Origin of the sequence: Streptomyces sp. NPDC058620, from assembly GCF_042717135.1 — a bacterium.
GTDB lineage: Bacteria > Actinomycetota > Actinomycetes > Streptomycetales > Streptomycetaceae > Streptomyces.
Window position 1 is genome coordinate 199158 of the sequence record NZ_JBHXQO010000003.1, and the last position, 17896, is coordinate 217053.

Consider the following 17896-nt stretch of genomic DNA (forward strand, 5'->3'; position numbering starts at 1 on the left):
TCCATGTCCATACCCGCCCAGACCCGTTCGAGCTCACAGGCGGCTCCCCCCAAGGACGAAGAACAACGGTTGCGCGAGCTGGGCTACCAGCCGGTGCTGGCCCGCCGCATGGGCGGCTTCGGCAACTTCGCGATCAGTTTCTCCGTCATCTCGATCCTGTCCGGCTGCATGACCCTGTACGGCTTCGGCATGTCGGCGGGCGGCCCGTCGGTGATGCTCTGGGGCTGGGCCGGTGTCGGTCTGTTCGTCCTCTGCGTCGGCCTGGCTCTGGCCGAGGTCACGAGTGCGTACCCGACGTCCGGGGCGCTGTACTACATGGCCGACCGGCTCGGCGGCCGCAAGTGGGGCTGGTACACCGGCTGGCTGAACCTGCTCGGACTGCTGGGTGCGATCGCCGGAATCGACTACGGCGCCGCACTGTTCACGGGAGCGCTGCTCAACCTCCAGTGGGGCTTCGATCCGACACCCGGCTCCACGATGGTCATCTTCCTCTGCATCCTGTTGCTGCACGCCGTGCTGAACCTGTTCGGTGTGCGCCTCGTGAGCGTGCTGAACTCCATCAGCGTGTGGTGGCACCTGGCGGGTGTCGCCGTGATCGTGGGCGTGCTGGCGATCGTGCCGTCCGACCACCAGTCGCCGTCGTTCGTCTTCACCGAGTTCGTCAATGACACCGGTTGGGAGAACCCGCTGTACGTGGCGGCGATCGGGCTGCTGCTGGCCCAGTACACGTTCAGCGGTTACGACGCCTCCGCACATCTGTCCGAGGAGACGTCCAACGCGTCCGTCACGGCGGCCAAGGGCATCGTCCGGGCGATCTGGGTCTCCTGGGTGGCCGGCTTCTTCCTGCTCGCCGGTCTCACCTTCGCCATCCAGGACTACGCGGGTACGCAGAACAGCGCGACGGGGGTGCCGCCCGCCCAGATCCTGATCGACGCGCTGGGCACGGCGGGCGCCACGGCCATGCTGCTCATCGTCATCACCGCCCAGCTGTTCTGCGGAAACGCCGAAGTGGCCGCCGCCAGCCGGATGGTCTTCGCGTTCAGCCGTGACAACGCGCTGCCGGGCTCGGCCCTGTGGCGCAAGGTGAGCGCGCGCACCCAGACGCCCGTCCCGGCCGTGTGGCTGTCCGTCTGTGTCGCCGCTCTCCTCGCCCTGCCGTCGCTGTACTCCGCGACCGCGTACGGGGCGGTGACCGCGATCAACGTCATCGGCATCACGCCGGCCTACGCCATTCCCATCTACCTGAAGCTGCGGGCCGGTGACCGCTTCGAGCGCGGCCCGTGGCATCTGGGCCGCTGGTCCAAGCCGATCGGCTGGATCGCCGTGGTCTGGGTCGGCATCGTGTCCGTCCTGTTCCTGCTCCCGCAGTCGGCGCCGGTCACGATGGAGTCGATGAACTACGCGTCGATCGCCCTGGTCGCCGTGCTGGTCCTGGCCACCGTCTGGTGGTTCGTCGCACGGCGCTCGTACGGGACTCCGAAGGCGTACGGGAACGCCCGCGAGCAGGCGGAGATCGCCGAGGGCATCGTCTGACCCACCCGTCGCTTCCGTCCGGGCGGGCTCCTTCAGCGCAGCAGCAGTTGGAGCCCGCCCAGCACGGTGGCGCCGAGGACGATACGTTCGAAGAGCGTCTGGTTGATCCGGTCCACGCATCTGCGGCCGACGCAGGCACCCGGGATGACGAAGAGCACCAGGCAGGCATCCAGCAGCAACGAGTGCCTGTCGATGAGACCGAGGCCCACGCTGAACGGCACCTTGGACACGTTGACGATGAGGAAGAACCAGGCCGACGTGCCCAGGAATCCGAGCTTCCGGAATCCGGCGGAGAGCAGATAGAGGGACATGACGGGGCCACCCGCGTTGGCGACCATGGTCGTGAATCCGCCGAGCGCTCCGTAACTCCGGGCCTTGAAGCGTGCGGCGCGCGAGGGTCCCCCGGCGGGTTCCTCCTCCGGCGCGTGCGCACCGCTCCCGGCGGCGGTGCGCCGGCGCCGGATGGTGACTCCCGACATGAGGAGCAGGATCGCGCCGATCGAGGTGCGTACCGCCTCGTCGTCGGCCCACATCATGAAGAAGGTTCCCGCCACGACGCCCACGCCGACGGCGGGGAACAGCCGGAGCAGGGTCGGCCAGTGGGCGTGGCGCCGGTAGACGGCCACGGCGAGCAGGTCACCGGCGATCAGGATCGGCAGCAGCACTCCGGTCGATTCGCGGGCCGGAAGCACGGCCGCGAAGACCGCGAGGCTGATCGTGTTGGCTCCGCTGACGGCCGTCTTGGAGAAGCCGACGAGGGTGGATGCCGCCGCGAGGGCGGCCAGTTGCCACAGGGTGAGAGTGTCCATGCCGGATCAGATGGTAGACACCGCCGCTCTTCGGCGGCCGGCCGCGTCCAGCAGTGAGCTCACCGGTCGGTACGAAGCCTCCGACTCCGAGCAGCCTTTGGCCATTTGATCGATTGACCGTTTCGATCTTCTTCTGAGCGATCTCTTGACCCCCACCGATCAGGCGATCAGGATTCGGGTGTCCCGAGAAAGGCTGCGCCCTCGTATGACCCTCCCCTTCGCACTCCCCGCCAAAGACCGTGAATCAAGCCCGTACACCGGTTACACCCGGGCACACTGGGAAGCCGCCGCGGACGGTCTGCTCGATGCGGCCTGGCGGTGGGCCACCCCCGGACGCGCTCTGCTCGACCTGCCGGGCCGCCCGTCCGCCTCCGGTGTCCGCTCCGACGGACTGGAAGGGTACGCCCGTACGTTCCTCGCGGCCGGATTCCGGGTGGCGGGCGCGGAGGGCAAGGACCCGCACGGCTGGCTCGACCGGTACGCGGACGGGCTGGCCGCGGGTACGCGGACGCCGGGCCGCGACGACACCGAGTCCTGGCCGCTGATCCTGGATCACCATGTGCAGGGTCAGCCGATGGTGGAGTCGGCGTCCGTCGCGATCGGGCTGCGGCTCACCAGGCCCTGGCTCTGGGACCGGCTGGACACCGGGGTGCAGGACCGTGCGGAGGAATGGCTGCGCGGGGCGCTGCGGCACACGCCGTCCCCCAACAACTGGTACCTCTTCCCGCACGCCGTCGCCGGATTCCTGGAGTCGGTCGGCCGCGGCGACGCGGAGACGGCCCGCGCGATGGACCGGGCGCACGAGCTGATGGAGGGCTGGTACCGCGGGGACGGCTGGTACGCCGACGGTGACGGCCGGGCGTTCGACCACTACAACGGCTGGGCCCTGCACCTGTATCCGGTGCTGCACGCCCATCTGGCGGGCGACCCGGCACTGTCCGCGCACTACGGCGAGCGACTGCGCGAGCATCTCGAAGGACTTTCGCTGCTGTTCGGCTCGGACGGGGCACCTGTCCACTTCGGCCGGTCGCTCTCGTACCGCTTCGCGGCCGGTTCCGCCGTCGGGCTCGGTGCGCTCACCGGACACACCCCGCTCACCCCCGGTGCGTCGCGCCGGCTGATCAGCGGGTCGCTGCGCTACTTCCTGGACCGGGGCGCGGTGGGCGAGGACGGGCTCCTGAGTCTGGGCTGGCACGGACCGCACGAGGCGACGCTCCAGACGTACTCGGGGCCCGCCTCGCCGTACTGGGCGTCCAAGGGCTTCGTCTCACTGCTCGCTCCCGCCGGTCACCCCTTGTGGACGGCGACCGAGGAACCAGCGCCGAGCGAGGGGCCCGACCGGGTGCTGGCGCTGCCCGCTCCGGGCTTCCTCGTGCAGTCCACACGGGCGGACGGCATCGTGCGGCTGCACAACCACGGCAGCGACCATGTCCGGCCGCACGAGGGCGAGTCGGCGACGCAGGAGGACCCCCTCTACGGCCGTCAGTCGTACTCGACCGTCACCGGTCCCACGGCGAAGGCGAATCAGGCGGACAACCACCTGGCGGTGGTCGTCGCGGGCGGACGCAGCCACCGGCGCCGTATTCGCCCGCTGGGCGCGGGCGGGGGCGACGGCTGGGGGTGGGCCGCGTCCTGGCATCTGCCGGTGTTCGCCTCCGGTGCGCCGATGGTGCCGGGGATGCGGGTGGAGAGCGTGACCGTGGTCCGGGGGCGTTACGAGCTCCGGGCCCACCGCGCCCTCGGTGTCCCTGCAGGGTCCCGGGTCGAGCAGACGGGGTGGGCGACCGGTCGCGACGACGCGCTGACGTCCGCGCTGCACGGCCTGCACGGCTGGGAAACGCACGAGGAGATACGGGCTCCACAGGGCACGGCGTACACGAAGTGGGCGGTGGTGCCGCGGCTGGCCGCGGACGCGGAGGGCACAGTGATCCTGCTGGCGCTCGCCTCGCTCACCGGACAGGGCGCCCCGGAGCCGCTCGCGGCGGCGGTGAGCGGGGTGCGGGTCGACGACGGCCGGATCGAGGTCGACTGGGCGGACGACGGTTCCACGACACGCATCGACTTCGAACCGCTGACGGTCTCGCATTCGGGCCGCTGACGGTCGCGCGCGCCTGAACAGCCCGTTCGAGCCCGTCCGGTGACCGGTTCCCGCGGTCGCCGGACGGGCTCGCCGCGTCATACGTCCGTGCGGATCACCACGACCAGCGTGCGCGGGCCGTGCACACCCTCGACCCGCTCCAGCTCGATGTCCGAGGTGGCCGAGGGGCCGCTGATCAGCGTGGTCGGCCGTTCCGGAACCAGCCGGGCGACCGCTTCGGGCACTCCGGCCTCGACCGACGACAGGTCGACGACGCACACATGCAGGTCGGGGACGAGGGAGAGCGCCCGCCGGCCCTGGCCGGGCGAGCCGTCCAGGAAGATCGTGCCGGTCTCGGCGCAACTGACGGCGGAGGCCGTGACCACACCGTCCAGCGCGTCGAGACTCGGCGCGGGGATGTCGGCGGAGTCTCGCTGGACCTCTCCGTCGTAGCGGCCGAGCCACGCCTCGTCGAGCCCGTCCGGCACACCGACCCGCCGGGCGCCGAGCTCGCGCAGGACGTCGGCGATCACGTCGGCGGTGCGGTCGGCGGTGCAGGTGTGCACCTGCGCCCTGTAGTCGACGAGCCGGTGGGTCAGCAGGGCGAGGCGTTCGTCGTCGGGCAGTGTGCGCCCGGTGCGGTAACCGCGCGGGATGGTGATCGCGGGTGTGGGAGCCAGGGCGAGGGCGTCGCGGACCCGGCCGAGTACGGCTTCCCGCGCACCCGTCTGAGGGTCAGTCATCTCTCGTCCTCCTGGACCGGGTTGCGGTACTCGTCGGCGGCGGCACGCATCGTCGCGATGCCTTCGTCGGATGCCAGCCACGAGCGGAAGGTCTGCTTGGGCGGGGCCGGGGTGTCCCGGCTGGCGCTCCAGCCGTTGAACGGGGCAGGCAGACGGGAGATCGTGCCGTCCCGTCCGGCGACCGCCCGGCCGATGGCCGAAGCCTTCTGGGCCACCGTGAACAGCTTCGGCCGTTGCATCACACCGGCCGCGGCCTTCATGACGAGCTTCTCGGCCGTCGTGCCGGACTCCTCAGTGTTCTGATGACGCAGTTCGACGAGCAGCGAGGGAATGTCGATCTTCACCGGGCAGGCGTCGAAGCAGGCACCACAGAGGCTGGAGGCGTACGGCAGCGAGCTGTTGGGGTCGTCCTTGGCCGCGTGCATCCCGGCGAGCTGCGGGGTGAGGACCGCGCCGATCGGTCCGGGGTAGGTCGAACCGTACGCGTGCCCGCCGGCCCTCTCGTAAACCGGACAGACGTTGAGACAGGCCGAACAGCGGATGCAGTTGAGTGCCTCGCGGCCGATCCTGTCGGCGAGCGCGGCGGTGCGTCCGTTGTCGAGCAGGATCAGATGGAAGTCCTGCGGTCCGTCGCCGGGTGTCACACCCGTCCACATCGAGGTGTACGGGTTCATGCGCTCGCCGGTCGACGAGCGCGGCAGCAACTGGAGGAAGACTTCGAGGTCCTGGAAGCGGGGCAGCACCTTCTCGATGCCCATGACGGTGATGAGGGTGTCGGGCAGCGTCAGGCACATGCGGCCGTTGCCCTCGGACTCGACCACGGACAGGGTGCCGGTCTCGGCGATACCGAAGTTGGCGCCGGAGACGGCCACCTTCGTCGTCATGAACTTCTCGCGCAGATGGGCGCGCGCCGCTGCGGCGAGGTGGGCGGGCACGTTGTCGAGCCCCGGGTCGACGCCGGGGATCTCGTCGAGGAAGATCTGCCGGATCTCGTCACGGTTGCGGTGGATCGCGGGCACCAGGATGTGCGAGGGCGTGTCGTGGGCGAGCTGCACGATGAGCTCGGCCAGGTCGGTCTCGTACGGGGTGATGCCGAGCGATTCCAGGTGTTCGTTGAGGCCGATCTCCTGGGTCGCCATCGACTTGACCTTGATGACGTCGCTGCTGCCCGTCTCCTGGATCAGCCGGGCGACGATCCGGTTGGCCTCGTCGCCGTCCCGCGCCCAGTGGACGGTGCCCCCGCGTCCGGTGACCTTCCGCTCCAGCTGTTCCAGGAGCTCGGGCAGCCGGTTCATGGCGTCGGTCTTGATGGCGGAGCCGGCGTCGCGCAGCTCCTCCCAGTCGGGGAGTTCACCGGTGACGTGGAGACGTTTGGCGCGGATGGTGCGGGTGGCCCTGCCGAGGTTGCGGCGCAGCTGTTCGTTGCGCAGTTCGCCGTGGGCGGCCTCGGGGAACGTCCGCTCGCCGCGCAGGTTGCCCGTCCCGTACGGGGAGCGGGGCGGGGTGGCGGGCATACCGAGGAACGTACTCATGCGGCGGCCTCCGTCAGGACGTACGGCGAGGTGCGGGTGGAGGCGAGGATCTGCGCGAGGTGCAGGGTGCGCGTGCCCGCCTTGATGCGGGAGAGTCCGCCGCCGATGTGCATCAGGCAGGAGGAGTCGCCCGCGGTGCAGACGTCGGCCGCGGTGGTGGCGATGTTGCGCATCTTGTCCTGGAGCATCGCCGTGGAGGTCTCGGCGTTCTTGATGGCGAAGGTGCCGCCGAAACCGCAGCAGGAGTCCGCTTCCGGGAGCTCGACGAGGTCGATGGAGTCGACGGCGCGCAGCAGCCGCAACGGCTTGTCACCGACCCGGAGCATCCGCAGGGAGTGGCAGGTGGGGTGGTAGGTGACGCGGTACGGGAAGTGGGCGCCGACCGAGGTGGCGTCGAGGACGTCGACGAGGAACTCGGAGAGTTCGTACGTCTTGGCCTTGACGGTGGCGACCGCGGCACGCAGCGAGGCGTCGCCGTACCGCTCGGCGATGATCTCGTGCTGATGACGGACCGAGCCCGCGCACGACCCGGACGGCATGACCACGGCTTCGATGGAGGAGTCGCCGAACTGGTCGGCGAAGTTGCGCACCAGCGGGACGGGCTCGCGCTGGTAACCGGTGTTGACGTGCATCTGGCCGCAGCAGGTCTGCTCCGGCGGGAACACCACGTCGTGGCCCAGGCGGGCGAGCAGGATCGCGGTGGATTTCACCGCCCCGGGGAAGAGCGTGTCTCCCAGACAGGTGGCGAAGAGTCCGATGCGCATGGGGCCTCCCCGATCGTTTGTATGGTCGGACCATACTAGCCTCGGGCCGTACGAGGAAGTGCGGGGAACACGAAGGCGGGGACGGTGCGTCGTGCACCGTCCCCGCCCTGCCCTGCCCTGCCCTGCCCTGCGTGCGACCATGGCCGCCCCGCCTGTGGGCGATCTCAGTCCCTTGAGTCCCCGGCGTTCTCGTCGACGAGCGTTCCGTGGAGACCGCGGATGTGCTGCTCCACCAGGTCGGCCGCCTCGCCGCCCCGCCCGTCGCGCACCAGCCGCAGCAGCTCCAGATGATGGGCGTTGAGTGCGGTGGCCGTGGCGAACCAGTCCTCGGCCTCTTCCAGCGCCCGCAGGATCAGCGGACGCACCGACTCGCGCACGGCGGACGTGAGGGTCGAGGTCAGTTCGTTGCCGGAGCTGCGGGCGATCAGGACGTGGAAGCGGGTGTCCAGATCGTTGAACTCGGGCACGCCGATATCCGGCTCCCCCATGCGTACGAGCAACTGCTCCGCCGCATCCAGGTCTTCGGCCGAGGCGTGCCGCGCCGCGGCCTCGAAGCTGGACCGCTCCAGTACGACGCGGGCCTCCAGCACGTCGTGCAGGCTGTAGCTGCCGAGCGCGAAATGCAGCCGCAGCAGCCGGCCGAGTGCGTCGTCCGGGTTGCGCACGATCCGCGCCCCGGAATCCGGGCCCCGGCCGGGCTGGGCCGCCAGCACACCGATGGTTTCCAGGACCCGTAGCGCCTCGCGCAGCGCGGACCGGCTGACGCCGAGAACCGGCGCCAGTTCACGCTCGGGCGGCAGGCGGTCGCCCGCCTTGAGCTCTCCGGCGAAGACCCGCTCCTCGATGCTCTGGAGCACGAGTTCGTGGGTGCGGGACTGCCGTACGGGTTGCCACTCGACGGGCATCCGCTACTCCCTGGTCCTGGCGATACGCATGATCCGACTATGTCACACAAGCCGTGTGGTAGGACCAAAGCGGATACGTCCCCGCAGACACACCCACGCTCTCGCGCGTACGCCGGGACGCCTAACACCTGCGGCCCGACCGCACCGGTCAAGTAGTCCCCACGGGGGCACAGTTGCCGATGCCGCCCCCGCCCCCACGCCGTCGAACCCCAATTCATGTGATTCTCACGCTGCCCGCTTAATGTGCACACCGTGACCCAGATGAGCCCGCCCGGCTGGCATCCAGATCCCGGGCATTCAGGAATCGGCCCCGCCCAGGAACGCTGGTGGGACGGGAGCCGCTGGACGGACCAGCTCCGCGTGCCGCCCGCGACGGTCCGGCGCCGCCGGATGCGCGTCGGCGCCGGCATCGCCGCCGGTGTGGTGCTGCTCGCCGCCGTCGGAGGCGGGGCGTTTCTGCTGGGGCAGGACTCCAGCGACCAGCCGGACAGCGCCGCCGCCACGCCCTCCCCCTCCGGCCCGTCCGACGGCGCACCCGGCAGGCCCGGTGTACCCGAGGACGGCGAGGAGGGCGGCGGCCAAACCCCGGACGGGCAGATGCCGCAGACCGAAAAGGGATACGCGACGGACCTGGCGAGCGGGATCAGCATCCCGGTTCCCGACGGCTGGACCGGTTCGTCCGCCGTCGTCGGCGCCGGGCTCACCACGGGTGAGCACGCCTGCCCCGGCGACGCCGAGCAGAAGTGCGTACGCGGCGGGGTGTTCTCCGCGCCGGCGGCCGCTCTCGGTCTGAAGGCGGCCACGGCGGAGGAGGCGGCGAAGAAGGACATCGCGGCCAACGCGGAGGAGTCGTACGGCGAGAAGATCTACGAAGGGATCACCTCGCACCGGACGCTCAAGTCCGAGGCGGTCACCGTGGCCGGCCAGAAGGGCTATCTGGTGCGCTGGGAAGTGGTGACGAAGAAGGGCGACGACGGGTACGTCGAGTCGCTGGCCTTCCCCTCGCCCACCGCCAAGGGCCAGTTGGTCGTCATCCGGTCCGGCTTCGACATCAGCGACAAGGCGCCGAAGCTCTCCGTCCTGGACGACATCACGAAGGGCATCAAGGCCGCCTCGAACGCCGGCACCGGGCCGGGCGAGACCGCTTAGCCACGTCCACACAGCCACACGCAGAGGAGGCCGTACCGGATCGCTCCGGTACGGCCTCCTGGTCTGCGACTCGTCACGCACCCGAGCCGGGACGACGATCCACCCTGATCAGACGACCGGGACCGGGAAGGTCGGGTACTCCACCCCGGAGACGTGCTGGACGACCCGGATGACCTGGCAGGAGTAGCCGAACTCGTTGTCGTACCAGAGGTAGAGGATCGCGTCGTCGCCCTCGACCTTGGTGGCCCCGGCGTCGACGATCGAGGCGTGGCGCGAACCGATGAAGTCGCTCGATACCGCGTCAGGAGCGGTGGTGAAGTCGATCTGGCGCTTGAGCGGCGAGGTCAGCGACACGTTGCGGAGGTAGTCGAGGACCTCCTCGCGGGTCGTCTCACGACCGAGCCGCAGGCTCAGGATCGCGATCGAGACGTCCGGTACCGGAACGCGGACCGAACTGCCGGTGATCCGCGCGTCGAGGTCGGGAAGCGCCTTGGCCACGGCGGCGGCGGCACCCGTCTCGGTGATGACCATGTTGAGCGGTGCCGAACGGCCACGGCGGTCGGAGCTGTGGTAATTGTCCAGCAGGTTCTGGTCGTTGGTGAACGAGTGCACCGTCTCCACGTGGCCGCGAAGGACGCCGTACTCTTCCGCCATCGCCTTCAGCGGCGGAACGATCGCGTTGGTGGTGCACGACGCGCAGGACAGGATCCGCTCGTCCGGCTTGATCGTGTCGTGGTTGACACCGTGCACGATGTTGGGGACGTCGCCCTTGCCCGGAGCGGTCAGGACGACCTTGTCGATCCCGGGACGCAGGTGCTTCGACAGACCCCCGCGGTCACGCCACTTGCCGGTGTTGTCGATCAGGATGGCGTCCTTGATGCCGTACGCCGTGTAGTCGACCTCCGACGGGTCGTTGGCGTAGATCACCTTGATCTCGTTGCCGTTGGCGATGATCGTGCTGCTCGCCTCGTCAACGGTGATCGTGCCCTGGAACTGCCCGTGGATCGAGTCGCGCCGCAGCAGCGAGGCGCGCTTGACGATGTCCTGCTCGCCGCCCTGACGGACGACGATGGCGCGCAGGCGCAGACCGTTTCCGGAACCGGACTTCTCGATGAGCAGCCGGGCGACGAGGCGGCCGATGCGGCCGAAGCCGTAGAGGACGACGTCGCGTCCTTCGCGACGCTCGACCTTGTTGGCACCCGTGGCACCGGCGACGGCCTCCGCGGTGAACTCCTCGACGGAGAGACCGCGGTCGTCGGCCTTGTACGTCACGGCGAGCATGCCGATGTCGATCTGCGAAGGACCGAGATCCAGCGTGGTGAGGACCTGGAGGAAGGGCAGCGTCTCGGTGACCGAGAGCTCCTCACCGTCGATCTGGCGGGCGAACCGGTGGGTCTTGAGGATGCTGACCACCGACTTGTTCACCAGGGAGCGGCTGTGGAGCAGGACCGTGACGTCCCGCTCCCGGTGCAGCTTCCCGATGACGGGGATCATCGACTCCGCGATCTCTTCGCGGATCTTCCAGTTGGTGAACGAGTCGTCATTGACAGTCACAGGTTTATCTTTCGAGCTAGGCGGCGCTCATATGCTAACCCGACCCCCCTTTGATCATTCAAGGGGTCCACCGGAGCCGGATACGGAGTGCGGGGAACTGGCCGCTGTGCGCGTGAAGATGGCCGCGCGGAGAGGGAAGAGACCGCCGTCGGCACCGGCGGCCCCTGGCTGGACCTGCGGGAGGGTGTCATCACCGCGAAGATGCGGACGACGTGCTGCTGGCCAAGACGAAGCCGTCGCCGCCCGCCTCGGTGCCGGGGCGCGGGGTGACGACGGCGAGGACCACCCGCTCCCGCTCCGAGCGAGGCGTGCGCGAAGACCGAGTGACGTGCTGCGCGACGGACCGGCGCCGGACGCACGGAAGGCCGTCCTCTCACGAACGAGAGAACGGCCTCCGTATGCGAAAAGCACCGTCGGGACGACAGGATTTGAACCTGCGACCCCTTGACCCCCAGTCAAGTGCGCTACCAAGCTGCGCCACGTCCCGGTGCCCGTCTGACCTGGGGTTTCCCCTGGGCCGAACGCGCATGAGAACAATACCGCACTTGGACCGGTGGTTACGAACACCTTTGGGGCCTTGACCTCAACCGAACTTGATGTTCGACGCTCGTCTCCATGACGAACACCACCGTCGGGCCGGCGCCCGATTACCGCGAGCTGAACCGGCTGATGAGCCTCATGACGGGTGACGAGAAGCACGGGCCCGCCGCCACCTCCACGCTGGACGCCCTCTGGGTGCTGTACGACCGGGTGCTGCGCGTCACGCCCGGCACGGTCGACGACCAGGGGAGGGACCGGTTCCTGCTCTCCAAGGGGCACGGGCCGATGGCCTACTACGCCGTTCTGGCCGCGCACGGATTCTTCGACGAGGCACTGCTGCCGGGCTTCGGGTCGTACGACTCGCCGCTCGGGCACCATCCTGACCGGTCGCTCGTGCCGGGGGCCGAGATCGGCAGCGGGTCGCTGGGGCACGGGCTGCCGCTGGCCGTGGGCAGCGTGCTGGGTCTGCGGGCGCAGGGGCTTACCGACCCTCGGGTCTGGGTGCTGATCGGGGACGCCGAGCTGGACGAGGGCAGCAACCACGAGGCGATCGCCTACGCCGGTCCTGCGGGGCTGGAGCAGCTGCACACCCTCGTGATCGACAACGCCTCGGCCACCTACGGCCGGCCCGGTGGCATCGCCTCCAGGTTCGAGAGCGCCGGATGGTCCGTCGAGACCGTGGACGGCCGGGACCACGGGGCGCTGTACGCGGCCTTCACCGCGCCGCACCCCGGCCGGCCCCGGGCCGTGGTGGCCACGGTCGCCCCCAAGTAGCGCGCCCCGCAGACACCGGACCACGGAGAAGGATTTCTCATGGACACCATGCGTGACCGTTTCATCGCCACCACGTCGCAGCTCCTCGACGAGGATCCCCGGCTGGCGCTCGTACTGGCCGAAATCAGCTGGGACGGCTTCACCCCGGCCGCGCGCACCCATCCGGACCGGGTGATCAACGTGGGCATCCGGGAGCAGCTGCTGATCGGCGCGGGCGCCGGGATGGCTCTGACCGGGATGCGGCCGATCATGCACACCTTCGCCAGCTTCCTGGTGGAGCGGCCCTTCGAGCAGGTGAAGCTGGACCTCGGGCACCAGGGGGTGGGAGGTGTCCTGGTCAGCGCCGGGGCTTCGTACGACTGGCCGGCCGGGGGCTTCACTCACATGTCGCCCGGTGATGTCGCGCTCCTCAACACACTCGATGGCTGGACGGTGCACGTGCCGGGCCACCCCGACGAGGCCGAAGCGCTGCTGCGGCTCGCGGCCACCGGGGACGACCTGGTGTACGTCCGGCTCTCCCTCCAGTCGAACCGGGTCGGCCGCCCCGTCGACGGGGGCAAATTCGCGACGGTGCGCGAAGGGCGCGGCGGTGTCGTGATCGCGGTCGGCCCGATGCTCGACAACGTGCTCGCGGCGACCGAGGGCCTGGACGTGACGGTGCTCTACGCGACCACCGTGCGCCCCTTCGACGCGGCCGGGCTGCGCCGGGCGGTGGGCGCCACCGAGGCCGCGGACGTGGTGGTCGTCGAGCCCTACCTGGCAGGCACATCCACGGCGGCGGCCAATGACGCGCTCGCCGAGCTGCCGCACCGTGTGCTCGGGCTCGGTGTGGGCCGGGCGGAGCTTCGCCGGTACGGACGGATGGACGAGCACCTCGTGGCGCACGGGCTGGATCCGCGGAGGTTGCGGGAGCGGATCAGCGGCTTCGTACGACGGTGAGGAGCCGGCCGGGTGAGGTGGACGGAGTGGGTGGGGTGGGTGGGGCCTCGCCGTGACCCGCCCTGTCCCTTGCCGTGGCCCCGGCGGATGCGAGGCGGGTCGCAGCCGACCGTAGCGCCCGGCACTGACAATCACCGGGAACCGACGGGTGCTCGTACCGTCCAGGAGGCGCCGGGTACGACGGTCGGGCCGCACAACTGCCTCATCCACTGTGACTTCGGGGACGACGTCCTGCCGAGGGCGCTGGAGGACGTACACGCCCTCGGTGGCAAGTGGATCGTCGTACCCATCCTGCCAGGTCGCTGCACATGCCGGGTGGCTGGCCGTCCGGCGGCCGGGCCGTACTCAGTGGGCGGCGAGCAGCTCCTCGTACCAGGCGAGCGTGGCGTCCACCGTCTCGGGGAGTGAGCGGGGAACGAGCCCGTAGGTCTTCTCGATGGCGGAGGAGTCCATGATCTGCGGCTCGGTGTGCTGGTAGAACATCTCCGCGTACTCCGCCATGAAGACCTCGTCGAAGGGGCCGAAGGGGCGCGGTTCGGCGACGACCGTGAGGTCGAGGGGACGGCCGACGCGTGCCTCGATCATCGTGAAGATCTCCCGCGTGGTGAGCGCGGGGGCGGTGGGCAGATGCCAGACCCGGCCGTCTCCGTCCGGGTTCTCTCCGAGGGTGGCGAGTCCGGTGGCGACGTCCCCGATGTACGTGTAGCTGTGCGGCAGGTCGATGTCGCCGAGGGCCGGGACCTCTCCCCCGGTCAGCGCGGCCGGGAAGACGGCGCCGCCCAGCGTCGAGTTGAGGACGCACGGGCCGACGAAATCGGCGGAGCGGCCCAGGACGACGCTCAGCCGCCCTTCGGCGTGCGAGGCGAGATAGCGGGTGTCCAGCTCGGCGCGCATCCTGCCCTTGCGGGTGGTCGCGTTCCACGGGGTGTCCTCGGTCATCACCGCGCCGTGCGTCTCGCCGTACGGGTAGAGGGTGTCCAGGACGACGAGACGGGCGCCGACCGCCTCGGCGGCCGCGAGGACGGCCTGCTGGACCCGCGGCATGACCTCGACCGTGAGGTGGTAGCCGACGTTGACGCAGTGGTAGACGACCGCCGATCCCGCCACGGCTGTCCGGGCGCCCTCCAGGGTGGCGACATCGGCGGCGAGCCGGTCGACGCCGTGGATCGCGGGTCCGTTGCCCGAGCGGTCGACGAGCCGGACCCGGTGGCCCCGGGCGGCGAGCTCGCGGGCGAGGGCGGTACCGGCGGGTCCGGAGCCGAGCACGGTCTGAAGGGTGCGTACGGCGGTCATGGCGATTCCCCTTTGGGTCATTCAGCTATGTCGTCTTACTTCTGTTAGGGACAGTAACTCTTGCGATGCCCTCTCGCAATAGCCGCTGTTAGACTCCGTAACTGAAGTGAGCTTGCCTAGCGAAGGGGGCCGGTGATGGTCCAGAGCCAGCAGGGACCGCGTGCCCGGTACAAGGAGCAGAACCGGTCCGAGATCAAGGCGATGGCGCTGCGGCAGCTCGCCGACGGCGGGGTGGCGGGGCTGGCGCTGACCCGGATCGCCAAGGAGATGGGCCTCTCGGGCCCGGCGCTCTACCGCTACTTCGCGAGCCGCGACGATCTTCTGAACGCGCTGATCAGAGATGCCTACGACGACGCGGCGACCGCCGTGGCCGCCGCGACCGCGCTTTCCGCGGGCGCGTCGGAAGGCCCCCGGGAGCAGTTGCACTCACTGGCGAACGCCTACCGGACGTGGGCGGTGGGCGAGCCGCACCGCTATCTCCTGATCCAGGGCGCACCGGTCCCCGGCTATGTGGCCCCGGACGACACCCGCGAACGGGCCCGCGCGGTGCTGGGCCCGTTCCTGCCGGTCTTCGCCGGTGGTGCGCCCGGCGCCGGGGTCGTCCCGGTCGTGGACGAGATGTCGGCCTGGCTCGGCGCGGACGCGGCCGTGGGCGGGTGGGTGGCCCGCTACGCACCGGATGCGGCCGGGGACCGGGAAGCGTCCGCCCGGGCGCTGGCCGGGGGGGTGCTCGCGTGGTCGCAGCTGCACGGTGCGGTGGGTCTCGAAGCCGCCGGCCAGTTCGCCGGCATGGAACATCGCGGCGAGACGCTGCTGGCCACGCAGATGGACATGCTGGCGGACGCGTTCGCCCTCGCGTGAGCGGGATGGCGCGGCCACCGGCCGCGCGTCCCCGTCAGTCGTGCGCCGAAGCCGCGGTGAGTCCATCGAGCGTCGCACCCGGCGACCCGGCGAGGGGACGAGACAGGCGAGGGGACGCCGGCTCTGTTCGCCCGCGCGGGCGAGCCGCTCCCCGGTCGACGGCCCGTCCCTCCGGGCGACTCCCGCCACCTCAGCGGGACTTTCGACCAACGCGCTCAGGCTCACCGTGAACTCGCTGAACTTCGGGGGTCTCGTTGCTGGCACTGTCCCGCGACACGATCCATCCGCGGGCCCTGCGCGACGCGGTGTCCGTACGGGCCGGTGCCGGGGACACCTCGGTGACGCTGACCTTCCTGGACGGGACGACGGTGGAGGTGTGACCGCGACCGCCAGGGAGCCCGGAGCCGGCGCGGCTCGCGTCAGCCGCGCCGGCGCTCCCTGCGGTCGATGTGGCCGACAAGCTCCTGGGCCAGGGACTTGATCGTGTCGAGCCCTGCCCGGCCCCAGGGACGCGGCACGGTGTCGACCGCGCACACCGTGCCGAGGGCGATGCCCGTACGGTCGATGAGCGGCGCCCCGAGATAGGAACGGATGCCTATTTCGTCGACGACGGGATTCCCGGCAAAACGCGGATAGTCGCAGACGTCGTCCAGCACGAGGGCCTTGCGGCGCACGAGCACATGCGGGCAGTAGCCGTGGTCGCGGGCCATGTGGCGCCCGCTCCGGCCGCTGCCCGCCGCCGCGGCACCCAGGTCGGAGCCGCTCTGCGTCCCCGCGGGGGTGTGCAGACCTGCGAAGAACTGTCTGTTCTCGTCGATGAAGTTGACCATCGAGTAGGGCGTCGCGGTCACTTCGGCCACCTTGTCGGCGAAGGCGTCGAAGCTCTCGAACGAGGCGTCGGCCCGCTCTCCCAGATCCAGCCTGTGCAGCCGCCCGGCCCGCGCCGACCCGTCCGGGTCGACCGGTGTGAGCAGCAGGCGGCCGGTCGCGTAACGGGTCACGGATGGGCTCCGAAGCCGGCGACGGGTGCCTGCGACGCCGGAGCGGCGGTGGCGTTGATGAGGTGCTGCACCAGGGTGACCAGGGCTCCGGTGCCCGAACTGGCGATACGGGCGTCGCAGAGGACCACGGGCACCTCGGGACCCAGATCGAGTGCGGCCCGCACCTCGTCCGGCTCGTAGCGGTAGGCGCCGTCGAACTCGTTGACCGCCACGATGAATCCGATACCGCGCCGCTCGAAGAAGTCGACGGCGGCGAAGCACTCCGCGAGCCGCCGGGTGTCGGCGATCACGACGGCGCCCAGCGCCCCCTTGGAGAGTTCGTCCCACATGAACCAGAACCGTTCCTGGCCGGGGGTACCGAAGAGGTAGAGGACGTGGTGCTCGGAGAGCGTGATGCGGCCGAAGTCCATGGCAACGGTGGTGGCCGTCTTGGACTCGATGCCTTCGAGGCTGTCGGTCGCCACACTGACCTGCGTCAGCAGTTCCTCCGTGCTCAGCGGTGCGATCTCGCTGACCGCGCCCACGAACGTCGTCTTGCCGACGCCGAACCCGCCCGCGACCAGGACCTTGAGGGCCACGGGAAAGAACTCGGAGCTTCCGGGGCTGTCAGAGCTGTCGTCGTAGACCATCGAGCACTGCCTCCAGCAGGGATCGGTCGGTGGGCGTGTCATGGAAAGCGGGGGCGTGCGCGGTGACCGCGCCGCAGTCGACCAGGTCGGACAGGAGGACCTTGGTGACGACCGCGGGCAGCCGGAGGTGTGCGGCGATCTCGGCGACGGACGTGGGGCCGTCGCACAGTCCCAGGGCCACGGAGTGTTCGGGTCCCAGATGGATCTGGGGTGTGCTGCCGGTGGCCATCACCAGAGAAAGCAGGTCGAGCACGGTGGAGGGCCGCGTACGGCCGTTGCTCACGGTGTACGGGCGGATGAGCCGGCCGGCCGCGTCGTCGAGCAGGGGCCCGTCCTGCGGGGCCGGCATCCTCACAGCCCCGGGCTGTACGGTGCCCCGGCCGCTTGCCGTACCGGGGTCATCAGATAGGACCGGACGCTCTTGATCAGCATGGCCATCTCGTAGCCGAGCACGGCCGCGTCCGCCTCGCGCCCCGCCAGTACGGCCAGACAGGTGCCGGACCCGGCGGTGGAGACGAAGAGCAGCGTCGAGTCGAGTTCGACGACCACCTGCCGTACGTCACCGTTGTCACCGAAGCGCGCTCCGGCGCTGCGGCCGAGGGAGTAGAGGCCGGCGGCCAGGGCCGCCATGTGGTCGGCACTGTCGGGGTCCATGCCATGGACGGATTTCACCAGCCCGTCGGCCGAGAGCAGGACCGCGCTGCGCGTATAGGGCACGCGCTGGACCAGCCCGCCCAACAGCCAGTCGAGGTCGGCGACCTGACCGGACGGCATTTCGCTCGCCATGGTGCAT

Annotated in this window: 18 protein-coding genes and 1 tRNA gene; 7 read left to right on the forward strand and 12 right to left on the reverse strand. The window is 70.1% G+C overall.

Annotated features, from left to right (window positions below; genetic code table 11):
- The first annotated feature begins 3 nt into the window (after positions 1–3).
- Entirely contained in the window at positions 4–1533 is a 1530-nt protein-coding gene (locus ACFWSK_RS05675; RefSeq protein ID WP_383782334.1) for an amino acid permease, read from the forward strand.
- 32 nt (positions 1534–1565) lie between these two features.
- On the opposite strand, the gene ACFWSK_RS05680 is transcribed toward ACFWSK_RS05675, so the two are convergent.
- Positions 1566–2342: a sulfite exporter TauE/SafE family protein gene (locus ACFWSK_RS05680; RefSeq protein WP_383782336.1), complete on the reverse strand. Its 777-nt coding sequence runs from the start codon at positions 2340–2342 to the stop codon at positions 1566–1568.
- 205 nt (positions 2343–2547) lie between these two features.
- Here ACFWSK_RS05680 and ACFWSK_RS05685 point away from each other — a divergent pair, with 205 nt between their 5' ends.
- Complete coding sequence (locus ACFWSK_RS05685) at positions 2548–4440, forward strand: DUF2264 domain-containing protein (RefSeq protein ID WP_383782338.1); 1893 nt, start codon at positions 2548–2550, stop codon at positions 4438–4440.
- Positions 4441–4517: 77 nt separating this feature from the next.
- On the opposite strand, the gene ACFWSK_RS05690 is transcribed toward ACFWSK_RS05685, so the two are convergent.
- From ACFWSK_RS05690 to ACFWSK_RS05705, 4 genes are all read right to left on the reverse strand, one after another.
- A complete protein-coding gene (locus ACFWSK_RS05690; protein ID WP_383782340.1) occupies positions 4518–5162 on the reverse strand; it encodes a lactate utilization protein C in 645 nt (214 codons plus the stop codon).
- Positions 5159–6694, reverse strand: coding sequence for a LutB/LldF family L-lactate oxidation iron-sulfur protein (locus ACFWSK_RS05695; RefSeq protein WP_383782342.1), 1536 nt, complete (start codon positions 6692–6694; stop codon positions 5159–5161). Before ACFWSK_RS05695 ends, ACFWSK_RS05690 begins: the two co-directional genes overlap by 4 nt.
- Positions 6691–7458: a (Fe-S)-binding protein gene (locus ACFWSK_RS05700; RefSeq protein ID WP_383782344.1), complete on the reverse strand. Its 768-nt coding sequence runs from the start codon at positions 7456–7458 to the stop codon at positions 6691–6693. The genes ACFWSK_RS05695 and ACFWSK_RS05700 overlap by 4 nt, the downstream gene beginning before the upstream one ends.
- A gap of 164 nt (positions 7459–7622) precedes the next feature.
- Entirely contained in the window at positions 7623–8363 is a 741-nt protein-coding gene (locus tag ACFWSK_RS05705; protein WP_383782346.1) for a FadR/GntR family transcriptional regulator, read from the reverse strand.
- A 261-nt stretch (positions 8364–8624) separates the two neighbouring features.
- On the opposite strand from ACFWSK_RS05705, the gene ACFWSK_RS05710 reads away from it, so the two are divergent.
- The gene (locus tag ACFWSK_RS05710) at positions 8625–9512 is read left to right on the forward strand and encodes a DUF2510 domain-containing protein (protein ID WP_383782607.1); all 888 of its coding nucleotides are present in this window, start codon (positions 8625–8627) and stop codon (positions 9510–9512) included.
- Between the two features lie 108 nt (positions 9513–9620).
- On the opposite strand, the gene ACFWSK_RS05715 is transcribed toward ACFWSK_RS05710, so the two are convergent.
- Together ACFWSK_RS05715 and ACFWSK_RS05720 are read right to left on the reverse strand one after the other, a co-directional pair.
- Entirely contained in the window at positions 9621–11066 is a 1446-nt protein-coding gene (locus ACFWSK_RS05715; RefSeq protein WP_383782348.1) for a glyceraldehyde-3-phosphate dehydrogenase, read from the reverse strand.
- A gap of 413 nt (positions 11067–11479) precedes the next feature.
- Positions 11480–11553, reverse strand: a tRNA-Pro gene (locus ACFWSK_RS05720).
- 128 nt (positions 11554–11681) lie between these two features.
- Between ACFWSK_RS05720 and ACFWSK_RS05725 the strand changes: the two genes are divergently transcribed.
- Positions 11682–12380 carry a transketolase gene (locus tag ACFWSK_RS05725; protein ID WP_383782350.1) on the forward strand — a complete coding sequence of 233 codons (699 nt, stop codon included), beginning with the start codon at positions 11682–11684 and terminating at the stop codon, positions 12378–12380.
- Between the two features lie 39 nt (positions 12381–12419).
- Positions 12420–13319, forward strand: a complete 900-nt coding sequence (locus tag ACFWSK_RS05730) for a transketolase family protein (protein ID WP_383782352.1) — start codon at positions 12420–12422, stop codon at positions 13317–13319.
- Positions 13320–13664: 345 nt separating this feature from the next.
- Here the strand turns inward: ACFWSK_RS05730 and ACFWSK_RS05735 are convergent, their stop codons facing one another.
- Positions 13665–14612 carry an NAD-dependent epimerase/dehydratase family protein gene (locus tag ACFWSK_RS05735; protein ID WP_383782354.1) on the reverse strand — a complete coding sequence of 316 codons (948 nt, stop codon included), beginning with the start codon at positions 14610–14612 and terminating at the stop codon, positions 13665–13667.
- A gap of 135 nt (positions 14613–14747) precedes the next feature.
- Between ACFWSK_RS05735 and ACFWSK_RS05740 the strand changes: the two genes are divergently transcribed.
- Complete coding sequence (locus ACFWSK_RS05740; protein ID WP_383782356.1) at positions 14748–15473, forward strand: TetR/AcrR family transcriptional regulator; 726 nt, start codon at positions 14748–14750, stop codon at positions 15471–15473.
- A 254-nt stretch (positions 15474–15727) separates the two neighbouring features.
- Positions 15728–15853 (forward strand): hypothetical protein, encoded by a 126-nt coding sequence (locus ACFWSK_RS05745; protein WP_383782358.1) that lies wholly within the window; start codon positions 15728–15730, stop codon positions 15851–15853.
- 39 nt (positions 15854–15892) lie between these two features.
- On the opposite strand, the gene ACFWSK_RS05750 is transcribed toward ACFWSK_RS05745, so the two are convergent.
- Genes ACFWSK_RS05750 through ACFWSK_RS05765 form a run of 4 tightly spaced genes read right to left on the reverse strand, consistent with a single transcriptional unit; the run spans position 15893 to position 17889 of the window.
- Positions 15893–16474 (reverse strand): GAF domain-containing protein, encoded by a 582-nt coding sequence (locus ACFWSK_RS05750; protein WP_383782360.1) that lies wholly within the window; start codon positions 16472–16474, stop codon positions 15893–15895.
- Complete coding sequence (locus ACFWSK_RS05755) at positions 16471–17103, reverse strand: ATP/GTP-binding protein (protein WP_383782362.1); 633 nt, start codon at positions 17101–17103, stop codon at positions 16471–16473. Before ACFWSK_RS05755 ends, ACFWSK_RS05750 begins: the two co-directional genes overlap by 4 nt.
- Entirely contained in the window at positions 17081–17452 is a 372-nt protein-coding gene (locus ACFWSK_RS05760; RefSeq protein WP_173318220.1) for a DUF742 domain-containing protein, read from the reverse strand. Before ACFWSK_RS05760 ends, ACFWSK_RS05755 begins: the two co-directional genes overlap by 23 nt.
- 2 nt (positions 17453–17454) lie before the next feature.
- Positions 17455–17889, reverse strand: coding sequence for a roadblock/LC7 domain-containing protein (locus tag ACFWSK_RS05765; protein ID WP_383782364.1), 435 nt, complete (start codon positions 17887–17889; stop codon positions 17455–17457).
- Between the last annotated feature and the right edge of the window lie 7 nt (positions 17890–17896).

Bases quoted from the DNA above. Each gene is read 5' to 3' on its own strand.
- ACFWSK_RS05685 (WP_383782338.1), top strand. From the start codon at position 2,548: ATGACCCTCCCCTTCGCACTCCCCGCCAAAGACCGTGAATCAAGCCCG.
- ACFWSK_RS05695 (WP_383782342.1), bottom strand. From the start codon at position 6,694: ATGAGTACGTTCCTCGGTATGCCCGCCACCCCGCCCCGCTCCCCGTAC.
- ACFWSK_RS05705 (WP_383782346.1), bottom strand. From the start codon at position 8,363: ATGCCCGTCGAGTGGCAACCCGTACGGCAGTCCCGCACCCACGAACTC.
- ACFWSK_RS05710 (WP_383782607.1), top strand. From the start codon at position 8,625: ATGAGCCCGCCCGGCTGGCATCCAGATCCCGGGCATTCAGGAATCGGC.
- ACFWSK_RS05760 (WP_173318220.1), bottom strand. From the start codon at position 17,452: ATGCCGGCCCCGCAGGACGGGCCCCTGCTCGACGACGCGGCCGGCCGG.
- ACFWSK_RS05740 (WP_383782356.1), top strand. From the start codon at position 14,748: ATGGTCCAGAGCCAGCAGGGACCGCGTGCCCGGTACAAGGAGCAGAAC.
- ACFWSK_RS05730 (WP_383782352.1), top strand. From the start codon at position 12,420: ATGGACACCATGCGTGACCGTTTCATCGCCACCACGTCGCAGCTCCTC.
- ACFWSK_RS05675 (WP_383782334.1), top strand. From the start codon at position 4: ATGTCCATACCCGCCCAGACCCGTTCGAGCTCACAGGCGGCTCCCCCC.
- ACFWSK_RS05735 (WP_383782354.1), bottom strand. From the start codon at position 14,612: ATGACCGCCGTACGCACCCTTCAGACCGTGCTCGGCTCCGGACCCGCC.
- ACFWSK_RS05680 (WP_383782336.1), bottom strand. From the start codon at position 2,342: ATGGACACTCTCACCCTGTGGCAACTGGCCGCCCTCGCGGCGGCATCC.
- ACFWSK_RS05700 (WP_383782344.1), bottom strand. From the start codon at position 7,458: ATGCGCATCGGACTCTTCGCCACCTGTCTGGGAGACACGCTCTTCCCC.
- ACFWSK_RS05755 (WP_383782362.1), bottom strand. From the start codon at position 17,103: ATGGTCTACGACGACAGCTCTGACAGCCCCGGAAGCTCCGAGTTCTTT.
- ACFWSK_RS05690 (WP_383782340.1), bottom strand. From the start codon at position 5,162: ATGACTGACCCTCAGACGGGTGCGCGGGAAGCCGTACTCGGCCGGGTC.
- ACFWSK_RS05725 (WP_383782350.1), top strand. From the start codon at position 11,682: ATGACGAACACCACCGTCGGGCCGGCGCCCGATTACCGCGAGCTGAAC.
- ACFWSK_RS05765 (WP_383782364.1), bottom strand. From the start codon at position 17,889: ATGGCGAGCGAAATGCCGTCCGGTCAGGTCGCCGACCTCGACTGGCTG.